Raw genomic sequence first — 14,804 nt, 5'->3', positions numbered from 1 at the left:
ACGTGACATGGCTCTGGTCAGGGGACATACTTTGTCCGGCGATCTCCGCCCAAGACTCGCAGCACTCAATCCAAGCACTTGCACTTTCAATGAGTTGCGAGAGGGACTAGGGGACGTACTTTTCCTGTGGCCGCAACAAGACGACGGGAGGTATCGAGCACATCCGGACATTGCGATTCGCTTTCTAGCCTCCTGCCGGGATCTGCCCGCGCAGGATAACTGGCGGAGATGCGACACGACGCAACGGCTTTGCGCGGGCCGACGTCGGAAAATCCCAGAATCGGCAAGCTTATGAAGAGCGAGGGACGATCATGATCAAGGTGAAGATCAACGGCCAGGAACAGAGCTGGGACGGCGACCCGGATCTCTCGTTACTCTGGTTCCTGCGTGACGAGGCCGGGCTCACCGGCACCAAATACGGCTGCGGCGAGGCCCTGTGCGGCTCCTGCACGGTCATTGTCGACAAGGAAGCGGTGCGCGCCTGCATCACATCGATCAACGACGTCGCGGGGCGCGAGGTCACCACGATCGAGGGGCTGCATCCGAACGGCGATCATCCCGTCCAGAAGGCCTGGCGCCAGCTCAACGTTCCCCAATGCGGCTTTTGCCAGACCGGCCAGATCATGCAGGCCGCCGCACTGCTGATGGACAACCCCAAACCCTCACACGACCAGATCCGCCAGGGCATGTCCGGAAACATCTGCCGCTGCGGCTGCTACCAGCGCATCGAGAACGCCGTCTATCTCGCATCGACGGGAGTGTGACATGAATTTCATCGACAACCCCGGGAAGCTTCGTGGCTTCGAAAAGAACATCCGTGTCGAGAAGGTCTCGCGCCGCAGTATCCTGAAGGGACTCGGCGTCAGCGGCGCCTTCGTGCTCGCCGCGCCCGTGATGTCGCGCCAGGCGTTTGCCTATGAGACCGGCGCCGGCAAGATGCCGCATGGCGTCGTGGTCGATCCGCGCGTCTTCGTCGCGGTCGCCTCCGACGGCACCGTCACCATCATCGCCCACCGCTCCGAGATGGGAACCGGCGTGCGCACCAGCCTGCCGCTGATCGTGGCGGAGGAGATGGAAGCCGACTGGTCCAGGGTGAAGGTGGAACAGGCTCATGGCGACGAGGTCAAGTACGGCAACCAGGACACCGACGGCTCGCGCAGCACGCGGCATTACCTGATCCCGATGCGCCAGATCGGCGCTTCCGCCCGCATCATGCTGGAGCAGGCCGCGGCAAAGCGCTGGGGCGTGCCGGCGACCGAGGTCAAGGCTGTCAATCACGAGGTGGTCCACAGCGCCAGCGGACGCAAGCTCGGCTTCGGCGAACTCGCGGCCGATGCCGCCAAGGAATCGGTGCCGAGCATCGAAGGCCTCAAGCTGAAGGACCCCAAGGACTTCCGCTATCTCGGCAAGGGCCAGGTCAGCATCGTCGACCTCCACGACATCACCACCGGCAAGGCACGTTACGGCGCCGACGTGCGACTACCAGGCATGAAGTATGCCGTGATCGCGCGCCCGCCGGTGACCGGCGGCAAGCTGGTCTCGTTCGATCCGGACGCGGCGCTGAAGGTGCCAGGCGTCGAGAAGGTGATGCAGGCCCGCGGCTGGCCGTGGCCGTCGAAATTCCAGCCGCTCGGCGGCGTTGCCGTGATCGCACGCAACACCGGTGCGGCGATCAAGGGCCGCGACGCGCTGAAGCTGGTCTGGGATGACGGCGCCAACGGCAAATACGACTCGGCCGCCTATCGCAAGGAGCTCGAGGACGCAGCGCGCAAGCCCGGCCTCGTCGTGCGCCAGGAGGGCGACGCGGACGCCGCCCTGAAGGGCGCCGACAAGGTCGTCGTTGGCGAATATTATCTGCCGCATCTTGCTCATGTCAGCATGGAGCCGCCGGTGGCGGTCGCCGACGTCAAGGGCGACAAGGCGGAGATCTGGGCGCCGGTGCAGAGCCCCGGCGGCGCCCGCGAGGACGTCGCCAAGACGCTGGGCATCCCCGAGGACAACGTCACCGTCAACGTGACGCTGCTCGGCGGCGGCTTCGGCCGCAAGTCGAAATGCGACTTCGCGCTCGAGGCCGCGCTGCTGTCGAGGGAACTCGGCGCGCCCGTGAAGGTGCAATGGACGCGCGAGGACGACCTGCACCACGACTTCCTGCACACCGTCTCGGTCGAGCGGATCGAGGCGGGGCTCGACAAGGACGGCAAGGTGATCGCCTGGCGCCACCGCAGCGTGGCTCCCACCATCGCCTCGACCTTTGCCGCCGGCGCAAACCACGCGGCACCTTTCGAGCTTGGCATGGGCCTCGTCGACATGCCGTTCGAGATCGCCAACATCTCCTGCGAGAACCCAGAAGCGGCCGCGCATACGCGCATCGGCTGGTTCCGCTCGGTCTCGAACATCCCGCGCGCCTTCGCCGTGCAGTCGATGGTCGGTGAAATCGCGCATGCCACCGGCCGCGACCAGAAGGAGACTCTGCTCGCGCTGATCGGTACGCCCCGGATCGTCAAGCCGGCGGTGAAGGACTTGTGGAACTATGGCGAGCCCTTCGACAGCTACCCGATCGACACCGCACGCCTGCGCAAGGTGGTCGAGCTTGTCGCCGAGAAGGGCGAATGGGGCCGTCAGGTGCCCAAGGGCCACGGCCTCGGCATTGCCGTGCACCGCAGCTTCGTCAGCTACATCGCGACCATCATCGAGGTGGTGGTCGACGACAAGGGCAAGCTGACGGTGCCGCGGGTCGACACCGCGATCGACTGCGGCAGCTATGTCAACCCCGAGCGCATCGCCTCGCAGATCGAGGGCGCGGCGATCATGGGGCTGAGCCTGGCCAAGTATGGCGAGGTCACCTTCAAGGACGGCAAGGTGGAGCAGAAGAACTTTGACGACTTCCCGGTCATCAGGATGGACGAGTCTCCTGTGGTGACCAACGTCTACATCGTGCCGCCCGCGCCCGGCACGCCGCCGAGCGGCGTCGGCGAGCCCGGCGTGCCGCCGTTCGCGCCGGCGCTGATGAACGCGATCTTCGCTGCGACAGGAAAGCGCATCCGCAGCCTGCCGCTCGGCAAGCAGTTAGAAACCTAAAGTGCCATAGGCGCTTTAGGTTATCGTTTGAGCATGATCTCCGCGCAAACGCGTTCCGCGTTTGTCGCGAAAGAAAAGCGCGCCATTTCCGGATCATGCTCCAGAGACGGAATACAAGGCGGCCTCGCGATTGGGGATCAATCTCCGCCGAGAGAGACCGCTCCGGCGCGCACAATGCGCGCGCCACCTTTTCCCACAAGGGAAGAAGGGAAGACAGGATGCGCAGAATGCGGCGGACGCTGCCGTCCGCCGCATTCGCTCGCCCCCCACTGCTCCGCCTTCGTCGATCCGCCCGCGGAGCTTATTTCTTCAGCGCGAACACCCAGATGACGCCGCCCTGCGGCACATTGGATTCGATGCCGATATTATTGGTCGCCAGCGCATCCTGGATGCGCTGCGCGTCGACGCCCCAGCCGGACTGGATCGCGACGTACTGGGTGCCATCGATCTCATAGGACATCGGCATGCCCATGATGCCGGAGTTGGTCTTCTGCTCCCACAAGAGTTCGCCGGTCTTGGCGTTGAAGGCGCGGAAGTTGCGGTCGTTGGTGCCACCGGCAAAGACGAGATCGCCTGCGGTCGCCGTCACCGAGCCGAACATCTGCGACTTCGGGAAGTTGTGCTGCCACACCTTCTTGCCGGTCGCAGGATCCCAGGCCTGTATCTCACCGAAATGATCGGCGCCGGGCTTGGCCTTCAGGCCGATGTCCTCCGGCTTGGTGCCGAGCCAGAGCTCACCGGGCTTGAGCGGAATCTTCTCGCCGGTGAATCCGCCGCAGAAATTCTCGTTGGCAGGCACATAGACAAGGCCGGTCTTCTGGCTGTAGGCCGCCGACGGCCAGTCCTTGCCTCCCCACAGCGACGGACAGAACTCCACGCGCTTGCCGATGACCGGCTTGTGGCCGGGATCGACGATCGGCTTGCCGCTCTCATCGATGCCCTTCCAGACGTCAGTTGAGACGAACGGCCAGCCCGCGACGTAGTTGATCTTGGTCGGTGTGCGCTCCAGCACCCAGAAGATCGCATCGCGTCCCGGATGGACCAGGCTCTTGATGCTGCGGCCGTCGCGCTGCAGGTCGATCAGCATCGGCGCGTCGACCTCGTCCCAATCCCAGGAATCGTTCTGGTGGTACTGGTGGTAGGTCTTGATCTTGCCGTTGCTGGGATCGAGCGCGAGCACCGACGAGGTGTAGAGATTGTCGCCGGGATGCATCTCGCCGGGCCATGGCGCGGCGTTGCCGACACCCCAATAGATCGTCTTGGTGTCCTTGTCGTAATTGCCGGTCATCCAGGCCGAGCCGCCGCCGTTCTTCCAGTCGTCGCCCTGCCAGGTGTCATGACCCGGCTCGCCCTCTCCCGGAATGGTGTAGGTCCGCCACAGCTCCTTGCCATCCTTGGCATCATAGGCGGCGACGTAGCCTCGCACGCCGAATTCGCCGCCGGAGCCACCGACGATGACCTTGCCGTCGACGATCAGCGGCATCAGGGTCATGTACTGACCCTTCTTGTAGTCCTGCACCTTGGTGTCCCATACCACCTTGCCGGTCTTGGCATCGAGCGCAACGACGTGGTCGTCGGTGGTCGCAAGATAGAGCTTGTCTTCCCAGAGGCCGACGCCGCGGCTGGTCGGATGCAGCTGGAAGAGATCGTCGGGGAGCTGCCGCTTGTAGCGCCAATATTCATCGCCGGTCTTGGCGTTCAGCGCGATCACCTGCCCCATCGGCGTTGCCACGAACATCACGCCGTTATTGACGATCGGCGGCGCCTCGTGGCCTTCGACGACGCCGGTGGCAAACGTCCAGACCGGTGTGAGATTCTTCACGTTCGAGGTGTTGATCTGGTCGAGCGGGCTATAGCCCTGCCCGTCATAAGTGCGCCGGTAGAGCATCCAGTTGCCGGGTTCCGGATTCTCCAGCCGCTGCGCGGTGACCGGAGAATAATTCTCGATCGGGCCGGCGCCCGCGGCGGTCGAGACAAGGCACGTGAAGGCGACGAAGCCGGACAGTAACCATTGCTTCCTGGTCATGGACGCTCCCTTTTTCATCCGTTCGAATTCTTGTTTTGAATTCTTGTCGTTCGTCCCGTCGTCCGCCCCTCGGCGGATGCGGCCTCTCGTGACGCGGGCACCACCCGCACGCCCGTCATCCTGGCTGCGCGCCACCTACCTTTCCGATGAAGTTGCCGGCAACGCTGAGCGAGCCGTCAGCGAGCGCGAGCGGCAGCGCCGCGAGCCGTCGCGGTGCCGGCCCGAACACGACCTGCGCACCCGCGCGGGGATCGTATTCGGAGTTGTGGCACATGCACTTGAACACCTCCTTGTCGCCGACATCGCTCTTCACCCAGGCGGTGACGGGACAGCCGGCATGGGTACAGATCGCCGAATAAGCGACGATGCCGTCGACGGCGCGCGCTTTCGTTTGCTCGTCGAGCTCGGCGGGATCGAGGCGGATGATCAGGATCTCGTTGAGCCGCGAGGCACTGCGCACAACTGACGTCTTGGGGTCCTTCGGCCAGGCATGCACCGGCGGTCCGCCGGCCGGAAGATCGGCCGCGGTAACCAGCTTTCCTTCCTGCTCACCCTCAGAGAAAACGAGCAGATCGCCCTTTTGCGGCCGTTCGTCGGAGCCGGGCGGATCCTCGTCGGCGCGCGCCTGCGTGGAACAGCCGAGACAGGCGGTGGTAGCGAGCGCACGAAGCAGCAGCGTTCGCCGTGTTTGCTCCGTGCACGCACCGGCTTCAAGTTCCGCAGAGATATCAGAGGAGGATGTGGTGTTGGACGATGCGCTCGACATACGCGCTAGCAGGCGCCGCAACTCTGCCGAAAACAAGGCGAAGACTTGACGCCGCAGTGCATCAATATGGCTATGCTCGCTTTGATTGAGCGAGAGTGAACGCATTCAAACGCGTTTTCGCGATTTCAACGTCACGCCGCGCGATCGGCATGAAGATTTTGCAGATCAGACCGATGATGTTGGAATTGGTGCAGCGCGCTGCTGGTCGCGCAATGCAGCCACAAAGCGATACAACTGCGGATCGTCAGGACCGCAGCATGTGGCGCGGCGAAGCGATGCGGCCGGCGATTGTCGCTGACGCCATTTCAAAACTGTCCGCGATGCGGCGCGCCTTGTCGATGAAGAGCGCGGCGGCCGCGGGCGGGCAGACTTCGCGCGCGGTCTGTTCGAACAGATCGAGCCAGCGGTCGAAATGATCGCCGACCAGGCTCAGCGGGATATGCGCCCGCATCGGCGAGCCGTGATAGCGGCCGCTCATCAGCACCACCGACGACCAGAAATCCCTGAGCTTGACGAGATGCTCGTCCCAATTCTGCACGATCGCGAAGACCGGTCCCAGGAGCGCATCCTCGCGCACGCGTCCGTAGAAGCGGGCAACGAGCTCCCCGATCATCTCTTCGGTTATCCCGGTACGCTCGATCGCATCCTGGGTCAGCAGGTTCCGCCGCGCGGCCGCCGCCTCGCGCTCGGCCTTCAGTCGATCCGACATGTCCTTTGTTATCCGTTCCGTTGTTCCCCGCGGGCCGCCCGTTCGACATTGTCGGGCCAGTTGCGAACGACGTCTTTGTCGCCACGCAAATTGCGGGATCGGGCGGCGGGACGTTATTTCTTGAGCATGATCTTGTCGGAAAACCGCTACACGCTTTTCCGGATCATGCTCCGAACGCCCGCCACCGACGCCGAGATCAGGCGCTATAGGTGTAGAAGCCCTGCCCGGTCTTGCGGCCGAGATGGCCGGCATCGACCATTTCCTTGAGCAAGGGGGCTGGACGGTATTTGGGGTCGTTAAAGCCTTTGTAAAAGACCTCCATCACCGAAAGCATGGTGTCGAGCCCGACGAGATCGGCCAGCGCCAGCGGCCCGATCGGATGGTTGCAGCCGAGCTTCATACCGGCGTCGATCTCTTCCGCCGTCGCGATCCCTTCCTGGAGCGCGAAGATCGCCTCGTTGATCATCGGGCACAGGATGCGGTTGACGGCGAAGCCCGGGCTGTTCTTGGCTGATATCGCCACCTTGCCGACGCGCTTGGCGAAATCCAGCGCCTTGGCATGGGTGTCATCGGAGGTCTGCAAGCCGCGGATGAGTTCCAGCAGCGCCATCACCGGCACCGGATTGAAGAAGTGCATGCCGATGAAGCGATCGGGGCGATCGGTCGCGGCGGCGAGCTTCGTGATCGAGATCGAGGAGGTGTTGGTCGCGACCAGCGTGCGCGGCGACAACGTGGCGCAGAGGTCCTTCAGGATCTTGACCTTGAGCTCCTCGTTCTCGGTCGCGGCTTCGATGACGAGGTCGCAATCGGCAAGCTTCGCCCGGTCGGTCGTGCCGGTGATGCGCTTCAGCGTCGCCTCGCGATCCGCCGCCGACAACTTCTCCTTCTTGACGAGGCGCTCGAGGCTGCCGCCGACGGTCGAAAGTCCGCGGTTCACCGCCGCATCGGAGATGTCGACCATCACGACCGAGAGCCCGGCCGCGGCACAGACCTGCGCGATGCCATTCCCCATGGTCCCTGCCCCGATGATGCCAACGGTTTGGATCATTGCTTCATATCCTTCATCCTTGCGGGCGTGCCAGCACCGGCCCGACCCCATTGTTGCTACATCAGGGTCTAGCACCCCCAACGGGCGGGTGCGACCTGATCTGCCCTTTCCTTAAAGCATCCACGGCAGGAATAAAGCCGCCATCCGGTCGCGAAAGGGCGTGATTTGGCGCCCAGTCAAACCGATTTGCCTCGATTTTTGTGACTGGTCCTGCCTGGCCTGCGGCTGAGGGAAGGCTCGACGCCCGGCACGCCTTGGGCCGCCCTTGATCTAGATCAATCGGACGGTGCACCGCTCGCGAAGGGTGCGCTGTGATTGATGCGCAATGGCCTGGTCGTCGACACAGAAGCCCTCGACCGGAACTCCAACAAGCTCTCGCGGTTCTGCGAATACAACCGCGAGATGCCGCTGCTGGACGCGGTGGAGGCGATCGCGAAATGATTCCAGCAATGCCCCATCGCGTGCAGCGCACAGAACGACCTGGAGGCTTCATGTCCCGTCTCATGATCGGCACCATTCTCGTCATTCTATGCATCTTCGGAGCAAGCTCCGCCCATGCGTCGCGCTATTGCCTGCAGGGGGATCAGTGGGGCTATCCCGGCAATTGCAGCTTCTCGACGTACAGCCAGTGCAAGGCATCCGCCTCGGGCACGCGAGCTCATTGCGGCGTCAATCCGCGCTACGCGCATCAGCGTCGCGGGTAGAGCCAAAGCGACTTCCGCTCAGGCCGCAGCCCATCTCCGCCTTTGGCGATTTCATCGAGCTTGCGCATGGACTGACCATGTCGCGAAGCGTGAATTGCATCCACCCGTTTCCCGATAGGCATGGGGCGACGGATAACGGAGCGGACGTGCCGAGCCCTGCGCCGACTGGTCGATCGGGATATCCGATTGACAACCCCTTATTGTTCCAACAATCGTTGAAGCAAGGAAAAGACAGATCGTCGGCGGCGCTGGCGGTCTTGACGAGCGGGCGCGAGCAACGTCGCCAGACGGCAGTCGAGGTCGGAGACTTCTGCAATGGACGTGATCATCTACCACAATCCCGATTGCGGCACCTCGCGCACCGCGCTTGCGACGATCCGGAACGCCGGCATCGAACCGCACGTGATCGAATATCTGAAGACGCCGCCGTCACGGGCGCTGCTGCAGCAGCTCATCGCGCGCATGGGAATCTCGGTGCGCGAGGCGGTTCGCGAAAAGGCGGCGCCCTATGCCGAGCTCGGGCTCGACAATTCGGCGCTGACTGACGATCAGCTACTCGATGCGATGATGGCACATCCGATCCTGATCAACCGGCCGATCGTGGTGACGCCGAAAGGCGTCAGACTCTGCCGCCCCTCCGAACTGGTGCTCGATCTGTTGCCGGCGCAGCAGCGTCAGGCCGGATGAACGACTTCGCGCGATCCATCGTCGCCGCTCTCACGCTGATCGGTGGGGCCGACGCGGAGCTTCTGGGCATCGTGGCATTGTCGGTGCGTGTCAGCCTGACCGCCAGCGTCGTCGCGCTCCTGATCGGCGCCCCCATCGGGGCGCTACTCGCGATCACCCGTTTCCCGGGGCGGCAGGTCATCATCGTGCTGACCAATGCGCTGCTCGGCCTTCCGCCGGTCGTGGTCGGGCTCGCGCTTTATCTGCTGCTGTCGCGGTCCGGTCCGCTCGGGGCGGCCGGACTGTTGTTCACGCCGGCCGCCATGGTGGTCGCGCAGACACTGCTTGCGACGCCGATCGTGGTGGCGCTGGTGCACCGCCCGGCGAGTCTGCTCTGGGCGGAGTATGGCGATCTGGCGCGGATCGACGGACTGTCAGCCTTGCGCAGCATGGCACTCCTGTTCGCGCTGGGCCGGACATCGCTGCTGACGGCCTTTCTCGCAGCCTTCGGGCGCACGATCGCCGAGGTCGGCGCCATTATCATCGTCGGCGGCAACATCCGCGGCTTCACGCGTACGATGACGACCGCGATCGCGCTCGAAACCAGCAAGGGCGACCTGCCGCTGGCGCTCGGGCTCGGGCTGATCCTGCTCGCACTCAGCGTGGCCGTATCGACCGTCGCTTTCCTGCTAGTGGGACGCGTTGGGGAAAAATAGTTGCTCGCCGCCGACCTTGTAGCCGGCGATCGCATCCTGGCCCTTCGGCGAGATGAGCCAGTCGATGAAGGCCTGCCCGTCCTGCGCCTTTACGTTCGGATGCTTTGCCGGATTCACCAGCATGACGCCGTACTGGTTGAAGAGCCGCTTGTCGCCCTCGGTCAGGACGGCGAGCTCGCCGCGATTCCTGAACGACAGCCAGGTGCCGCGATCTGACAGAAGATAGGCGTTCGAGGACGAGGCCATGTTCAGCGCCGGACCCATGCCCTGGCCGATCTCGCGATACCAGGTGTCCTTGCCGGCAGTGGGGTCGACCCCGGCCTCTTTCCACAATCTCAGCTCGGCTGCGTGTGTACCGGACTTGTCGCCGCGCGAGATGAACGGCGCCTTCGCCGCCGCGATCTTGCGCAACGCCTCCGCAACGTCCTTGCCGCCGGCGATATGCGCGGGATCGCTTCTGGGGCCAACAATGACGAAATCGTTGTACATGACGTCGAAGCGTTTCACACCCTGTCCTTCGGACATGAACTTGTCTTCGGCGGGCCTGTCGTGAACGAACACCACGTCGGCATCGCCGCGCCGCCCGATGTCCAGCGCCTGGCCGGTGCCGACCGCAACGACCTTCACGCTGATGCCCTCGGCCTTCGAGAACAGCGGCAGCAGATAGCCGAACAGACCCGACTGCTCCGTCGACGTCGTCGATGCCACGGTGATGGTCCGGTCCTGCGCGAAGGCACATGTCGACCAGAACAGAGCCGCTGCGATGGCGGCAAGCTTCCTCATTGCATTGTCCTCGCACCGGATGTCGGGTGTTCGAAACTACCCTCGCTGGTACTGCGAAGGGAACCCCGACGTTCGGGCAGCGCGCCCTGGCGCGGCGCGGTCCCGGCCGAGCCGCCGCTCAGGAACACCAGCTTCCTGTACAAGTTGTCCGGAGACAGACCCAGGGAGACTCTCATCAAGAAGAATAACTTCCCCGGCGGTGCTTTGTCGCATGCGTTTTCCCGAGTGGCCTGCGTCAGGGATGGCTGCAACGGATCGCTCGCGAATGAGCGGCGAACCTCACGCCTGTCTCACGTGCTTTGAACCCCGCGTGAACTCCGGGAACGGCCGGGAATATCGAGCGCACGGCGCGATCCCCTCACTGGATCGCACTGGAGGTTCTCATGATAAAGACAACCATCTTCACCGCATTGCGGCTCGTGCTTTCGCTGGCGATGGCCGGCCCGGTGCAGGCGTGGCCCGGATCGGCTGCCGTTACTTCGTTACCAGGCGTTGGCTGCGTGTGGCGCGACGGACGAACAGAATGCGGCGCACCCGCTTCGATCCGCGCCATCCCTATCGCGCATGTTCGCAAGGCCGCAGCGCCGCATCCGCGCCTTCGCAGCTCAGAGCACGCGACGACCGCGCTTCCGCCGGCAACGCGCCTTCCCGATCGCGACGAAGATCCGCTTGCAATGATGCATTTCGAATGAACATCGCAAGCGTCGGCATCGCAATCTGTGGACAAATCCGAGAGGCGAGACAACGGTTGCAGCGCCTCTCGCGCGCGATGGATGTGGGATGTTCTACAATTGGTCTCACTCACATTGACATCAGTGTGACGGCCGGGCAGTTTTTTGCATTGCTGGCGAATCAGCGATTGCCTCACGCCGAGTACCTCTTGGACAACTCCCAGTGCTTTCGAGACTGATATCGTTGCTGCGCCGCATCCCTGCGGTGAAATGGGCGTTCTCCCGACTTCGGCCTTTGTCGCATAGCGGCAGCATCAAAGGTGCGCCGATCGCTGCGGATGAGCCGCAGGCTCTCATCGTCGACATCCCCGAGGCTTCCCCCAGGACCGACGTCGGCGCTGCCCAGTCGCACGACGACGCAGACGTTGCGGCAGCGGTTCCGGTCGCGGTCGATCAGACCGCTGTTCCCGACGCCGAGGAGAGCGTCTCCGCCGCCCCCTCCGCTATCAGCGCCAACGAGGATTCGTCTCGTGAGGTGCCGACCAGCGTTGATCCGGTCGCGATCGAGCAGTCCTCGATCATTTCCGTAGAGGTCGAGCGCGAGCCGGTTGAAATTGCCGATCATATCTTCAGCAGCGATGCGTCCCCCCGACGAGGCCGCAGACGTTGAGCCGGTCGTCGCAGACGACTCCTCGGCTCCGCTTGCCGACGCCTTGAGCCATGCAGCTGAATCTTCCGATCTCGTTATCACGAGCGAGCCGTCTGCGGAAGTTGCAGCGGACGTCGAGCCCGTCAGCGTCGACGACGCTCCCACAACGCTCGTCGAGACCGAAAGCCCCGCGGCTGAGATCCCCGATCTTGCCGTCGCCAGCGAGCCATCCCTGGAAGTTACCGCGGAGGCCGAGCCGGTCAGCGTCGACGACGCGCCAATAGCGCTCGTCGAGACCGAAAGTCCGACTGCTGAGATCCCCGATCTTGCCGTCGCCAGCGAACCGTCCTTGGAAGTTACCGCGGAGGCCGAGCCGGTCAGCGTCGACGACGCTCCCACAGTGCCGCTCGAGGTCGAAAGCCCGACGGCTGATATCTCCGATCTTGCCGTCGCCAGCGAGCCGTCCCCGGAAGTTACCGCGGAGGCCGAGCCGGTCAGCGTCGACGACGCGCCCATAGCGCTCGTCGAGGCCGAGAGCCTCGCGGCTGAGATCCCCGATCTTGTCATCGCCAGCGAGCCGTCCCCGGAAGCTGCCGCGGAGGCCGAGCCGATCGGCGCCGACGACGCGCCAATAGCGCTCGTCGAGGCCGAGAGCCCGGCGGCTGAGATCCCCGATCTTGCCGTCGCCAGCGAGTCGCCCCCGGAAGTTACCGCGGAGGCCGAGCCGGTCAGCGTCGACGACGCGCCGATAGCGCTCGTCGAGGCCGAAAGCCCGATTGCCGAGATCCCCGATCATGTCGTCGCCAGCGAGCCGTCCCCGGAAGTTACCGCGGACTCCGAGCCTGCCGGCGTTGACGACGCTCCCATAGCGCTCGTCGAGACCGAAAGCCCGGCGGCTGATATCTCCGATCTTGCCGTCACTAACGAGCCCTCCCTGGAAGTTACCGCGGAGGCCGAGCCGGTCAGCGTCGACGACGCTCCCATAGCGCTGCTCAAGGCCGAAACCCCGACGGCTGATATCTCCGATCTTGCCGTCGCCAGCGATCCATCTCCCAGCGTCGGCGCGGATGTCGCGCCGGTCCCGCTGGAGGATACTTCACCCGCCAAAGCCGTCGCTGCGGACGAAGTTCCGATAGTCTCTTCCGACACCGGAGCAAAAAGCGAGCCCGCTCCCGTTGTCGTGCCTCCGTCACCAGCGCGCCGCCGAGCGCCGAAAACTCCAACGAGAGCCGCTGATCCCACCGATCGCACGACGCTGATCCGGCAGCGCTGGGCCGAGACGGGCATCCGGATGTGGAATCCGCGGCTTCATGGCACCGGCGACGCGACGCTGAACATCCAGGGGCGCAGCGAGCTGCTGCCGCCAGAGCCCGGCGAGACGATGCCGCGTTACGACAGGCTCGAATTCAAAATGCTGGGCGGACAGATCGTCTGCGAGGGCGTCATCGTCGAGGCACCCGCGCAGGCCAGCCATCGCAGCTTCACCCGGCTCGCCGAGCCGCGGAACCAGGACCGGGGCCGCGAGTCCGTGCGAGAACGCCAGGCCGCTCTCGCCTGATCCATTCCCCCGCGACCACCATCACGATAGGCTAGGCTGATGTCGCGGGATGGGAGATCGCATATGCGCGCAAGATCGTTGCCACTGGTCGTCATCGCCGCGCTCTGCATCTCGCAGTCAGCCTTCGCCGCAGCGGGCAAACGATTACGCCATGCGCCTCCGACCGCTCCTGCCGCTGATCCGGCTGCGCCCTACAAGGCCGACGGGCTCTCCTCCTCGCGCGGCGAGCCTATCCTCAATACCCCCGGACAGACCACCGTGCTGACGCGGCAGGTCCTCGACGACATGAACGCAACGAGCCTCAAAGACGCCATGCGCTCGACCGCCGGCGTGACGATCGGGCGCTAGGCGTCCAGCGCGGTTCGCGTTTGCAACGCGACCTGCCATGTTCAGCCGGAACACGCGGTTATTCCGCGGTGGCAAACGAAATATTCCTGATACGAGGCGGTTGCCTGCCCTACCTCCCACGACGTAGCTTGCGCATCGGCAGCGCTACGCGACAGCCGCGCCCGACCAAAACGACAAGAACACCCGGGAGGAAAATGATGAGAAAGCTCACGGCAGCGCTGTGCGCGTTGGCGATGTTCGCGCCGGCAGCGCAGGCGCAGACGCTCAAGGATTTCCTGGCGGCGGTCACCAAGAAATGGACCACACCGTTCGAGCCGTTCCAGCTCATCGGCAACATCTACTATGTCGGCACCGACGGCATCGCCGTCTACGTCATCAAGACCTCGCAGGGCCTGATCCTGATGGATACGGCGCTGCCGGAGTCGACCGGGATGATCAAGGACAATATCGCAAAGCTCGGCCTCAAGGTCTCCGACGTCAAGATCATCCTCAACACGCACGCGCATTTCGATCACACCGGCGGCTTCGCCGAGATCAAGAAGGAGACCGGCGCGCAGCTCGTGGCCGGCGAGCGCGACAAGCCGCTGCTCGAAGGCGGCTACTATCCCGGCGACGAGAAGAACGCCGATCTCGCCTTCCCCGCGGTGAAGCTCGACCGCGCGGTGAAGGAAGGCGACGAGGTCACGCTCGGCGACACGACTCTGACGGCGCATTCAACGCCCGGGCACTCGCCGGGCTGCACGAGCTGGGAGATGACCGTCAGGGACGGCAATCAGGACCGCGAGGTGCTATTCTTCTGCAGCGGAACGGTGGCGCTGAACCGGCTGGTCGGACAGGCGACCTATCCCGGCATCGTCGATGACTACCGCGCGACCTTCGCCAAGGCCAAGGCGATGAAGATCGACGTACTGCTCGGGCCGCATCCGGAAGTCTATGGCATGCAGACCAAGCGCGCAGAGATGAAGGACGGCGCTCCGAACCCGTTCGTCAAACCGGGCGAGCTCGCGACCTACGCGATCGGCCTGTCCGAGGATTTCGACAAGCAGCTCGCCAAGCAGACGGCGGCGCTCGAGAAAAAATAG

16 protein-coding genes are annotated in these 14,804 nt (G+C 64.2%); 10 read left to right on the top strand and 6 right to left on the bottom strand.

Annotation, left to right across the window (positions count from 1 at the left end):
- Positions 1 to 311: 311 nt before the first annotated feature.
- Positions 312 to 764: a (2Fe-2S)-binding protein gene (locus tag AC630_RS25420; RefSeq protein WP_074121162.1), complete on the top strand. Its 453-nt coding sequence runs from the start codon at positions 312 to 314 to the stop codon at positions 762 to 764.
- A gap of 1 nt (position 765) precedes the next feature.
- Complete coding sequence (locus AC630_RS25415; RefSeq protein WP_074121161.1) at positions 766 to 3,078, top strand: xanthine dehydrogenase family protein molybdopterin-binding subunit; 2,313 nt, start codon at positions 766 to 768, stop codon at positions 3,076 to 3,078.
- 301 nt (positions 3,079 to 3,379) lie between these two features.
- Here the strand turns inward: AC630_RS25415 and AC630_RS25410 are convergent, their stop codons facing one another.
- The 4 genes from AC630_RS25410 to AC630_RS25395 form a co-directional block, all read right to left on the bottom strand.
- On the bottom strand, positions 3,380 to 5,104 hold the full coding sequence (locus AC630_RS25410) for a methanol/ethanol family PQQ-dependent dehydrogenase (RefSeq protein WP_143198304.1): 1,725 nt from the start codon (positions 5,102 to 5,104) through the stop codon (positions 3,380 to 3,382).
- A gap of 115 nt (positions 5,105 to 5,219) precedes the next feature.
- Positions 5,220 to 5,870 (bottom strand): QcrA and Rieske domain-containing protein, encoded by a 651-nt coding sequence (locus AC630_RS25405; protein ID WP_074121159.1) that lies wholly within the window; start codon positions 5,868 to 5,870, stop codon positions 5,220 to 5,222.
- A gap of 244 nt (positions 5,871 to 6,114) precedes the next feature.
- Complete coding sequence (locus AC630_RS25400) at positions 6,115 to 6,579, bottom strand: group III truncated hemoglobin (protein WP_074121158.1); 465 nt, start codon at positions 6,577 to 6,579, stop codon at positions 6,115 to 6,117.
- Positions 6,580 to 6,775: 196 nt separating this feature from the next.
- Positions 6,776 to 7,678 (bottom strand): 3-hydroxybutyryl-CoA dehydrogenase, encoded by a 903-nt coding sequence (locus AC630_RS25395; protein WP_074121157.1) that lies wholly within the window; start codon positions 7,676 to 7,678, stop codon positions 6,776 to 6,778.
- Positions 7,679 to 7,945: 267 nt separating this feature from the next.
- On the opposite strand from AC630_RS25395, the gene AC630_RS47845 reads away from it, so the two are divergent.
- The 4 genes from AC630_RS47845 (at position 7,946) to AC630_RS25380 (ending at position 9,713) form a co-directional block, all read left to right on the top strand.
- Positions 7,946 to 8,068: a hypothetical protein gene (locus AC630_RS47845; protein WP_283808451.1), complete on the top strand. Its 123-nt coding sequence runs from the start codon at positions 7,946 to 7,948 to the stop codon at positions 8,066 to 8,068.
- 50 nt (positions 8,069 to 8,118) lie between these two features.
- Positions 8,119 to 8,331 (top strand): DUF3551 domain-containing protein, encoded by a 213-nt coding sequence (locus AC630_RS25390; RefSeq protein ID WP_074121156.1) that lies wholly within the window; start codon positions 8,119 to 8,121, stop codon positions 8,329 to 8,331.
- A gap of 315 nt (positions 8,332 to 8,646) precedes the next feature.
- Complete coding sequence (arsC, locus tag AC630_RS25385; protein WP_074121155.1) at positions 8,647 to 9,018, top strand: arsenate reductase (glutaredoxin); 372 nt, start codon at positions 8,647 to 8,649, stop codon at positions 9,016 to 9,018.
- A complete protein-coding gene (locus AC630_RS25380) occupies positions 9,015 to 9,713 on the top strand; it encodes an ABC transporter permease (protein ID WP_074121154.1) in 699 nt (232 codons plus the stop codon). Before arsC ends, AC630_RS25380 begins: the two co-directional genes overlap by 4 nt.
- Here AC630_RS25380 and AC630_RS25375 read toward each other — a convergent pair.
- Both AC630_RS25375 and AC630_RS44225 read right to left on the bottom strand, forming a co-directional pair.
- Positions 9,687 to 10,496: an ABC transporter substrate-binding protein gene (locus AC630_RS25375; protein ID WP_074121153.1), complete on the bottom strand. Its 810-nt coding sequence runs from the start codon at positions 10,494 to 10,496 to the stop codon at positions 9,687 to 9,689. The two genes, AC630_RS25380 and AC630_RS25375, sit on opposite strands and share 27 nt — an antisense overlap.
- Positions 10,497 to 10,854: 358 nt before the next feature.
- Positions 10,855 to 11,049 (bottom strand): hypothetical protein, encoded by a 195-nt coding sequence (locus tag AC630_RS44225; protein ID WP_143198303.1) that lies wholly within the window; start codon positions 11,047 to 11,049, stop codon positions 10,855 to 10,857.
- A gap of 362 nt (positions 11,050 to 11,411) precedes the next feature.
- Between AC630_RS44225 and AC630_RS25360 the strand changes: the two genes are divergently transcribed.
- From AC630_RS25360 to blaBJP, 4 genes are all read left to right on the top strand, one after another.
- The gene (locus AC630_RS25360) at positions 11,412 to 11,837 is read left to right on the top strand and encodes a hypothetical protein (RefSeq protein ID WP_143198302.1); all 426 of its coding nucleotides are present in this window, start codon (positions 11,412 to 11,414) and stop codon (positions 11,835 to 11,837) included.
- Positions 11,806 to 13,374 carry a hypothetical protein gene (locus tag AC630_RS25355; protein WP_074121149.1) on the top strand — a complete coding sequence of 523 codons (1,569 nt, stop codon included), beginning with the start codon at positions 11,806 to 11,808 and terminating at the stop codon, positions 13,372 to 13,374. Before AC630_RS25360 ends, AC630_RS25355 begins: the two co-directional genes overlap by 32 nt.
- A 63-nt stretch (positions 13,375 to 13,437) precedes the next feature.
- A complete protein-coding gene (locus tag AC630_RS25350; protein ID WP_074121148.1) occupies positions 13,438 to 13,722 on the top strand; it encodes a TonB-dependent receptor plug domain-containing protein in 285 nt (94 codons plus the stop codon).
- A 197-nt stretch (positions 13,723 to 13,919) separates the two neighbouring features.
- Positions 13,920 to 14,804 (top strand): BJP family subclass B3 metallo-beta-lactamase, encoded by an 885-nt coding sequence (gene blaBJP / locus AC630_RS25345; RefSeq protein WP_083636385.1) that lies wholly within the window; start codon positions 13,920 to 13,922, stop codon positions 14,802 to 14,804.

It is taken from the genome of Bradyrhizobium sp. AS23.2, assembly GCF_001908185.1.
GTDB lineage: Bacteria > Pseudomonadota > Alphaproteobacteria > Rhizobiales > Xanthobacteraceae > Bradyrhizobium.
This window is presented reverse-complemented; position numbering and strand designations above follow the sequence as displayed.

What these genes read in the sequence shown, in the direction of transcription:
- AC630_RS25420 (WP_074121162.1), top strand. Translation starts at nt 312, where the DNA reads ATGATCAAGGTGAAGATCAACGGCCAGGAACAGAGCTGGGACGGCGAC.
- AC630_RS25415 (WP_074121161.1), top strand. Translation starts at nt 766, where the DNA reads ATGAATTTCATCGACAACCCCGGGAAGCTTCGTGGCTTCGAAAAGAAC.
- AC630_RS25410 (WP_143198304.1), bottom strand. Translation starts at nt 5,104, where the DNA reads ATGACCAGGAAGCAATGGTTACTGTCCGGCTTCGTCGCCTTCACGTGC.
- AC630_RS25405 (WP_074121159.1), bottom strand. Translation starts at nt 5,870, where the DNA reads ATGTCGAGCGCATCGTCCAACACCACATCCTCCTCTGATATCTCTGCG.
- AC630_RS25400 (WP_074121158.1), bottom strand. Translation starts at nt 6,579, where the DNA reads ATGTCGGATCGACTGAAGGCCGAGCGCGAGGCGGCGGCCGCGCGGCGG.
- AC630_RS25395 (WP_074121157.1), bottom strand. Translation starts at nt 7,678, where the DNA reads ATGGGGTCGGGCCGGTGCTGGCACGCCCGCAAGGATGAAGGATATGAA.
- AC630_RS47845 (WP_283808451.1), top strand. Translation starts at nt 7,946, where the DNA reads ATGCGCAATGGCCTGGTCGTCGACACAGAAGCCCTCGACCGGAACTCC.
- AC630_RS25390 (WP_074121156.1), top strand. Translation starts at nt 8,119, where the DNA reads ATGTCCCGTCTCATGATCGGCACCATTCTCGTCATTCTATGCATCTTC.
- arsC (WP_074121155.1), top strand. Translation starts at nt 8,647, where the DNA reads ATGGACGTGATCATCTACCACAATCCCGATTGCGGCACCTCGCGCACC.
- AC630_RS25380 (WP_074121154.1), top strand. Translation starts at nt 9,015, where the DNA reads ATGAACGACTTCGCGCGATCCATCGTCGCCGCTCTCACGCTGATCGGT.
- AC630_RS25375 (WP_074121153.1), bottom strand. Translation starts at nt 10,496, where the DNA reads ATGAGGAAGCTTGCCGCCATCGCAGCGGCTCTGTTCTGGTCGACATGT.
- AC630_RS44225 (WP_143198303.1), bottom strand. Translation starts at nt 11,049, where the DNA reads ATGGCGCGGATCGAAGCGGGTGCGCCGCATTCTGTTCGTCCGTCGCGC.
- AC630_RS25355 (WP_074121149.1), top strand. Translation starts at nt 11,806, where the DNA reads ATGCGTCCCCCCGACGAGGCCGCAGACGTTGAGCCGGTCGTCGCAGAC.
- AC630_RS25350 (WP_074121148.1), top strand. Translation starts at nt 13,438, where the DNA reads ATGCGCGCAAGATCGTTGCCACTGGTCGTCATCGCCGCGCTCTGCATC.
- blaBJP (WP_083636385.1), top strand. Translation starts at nt 13,920, where the DNA reads ATGAGAAAGCTCACGGCAGCGCTGTGCGCGTTGGCGATGTTCGCGCCG.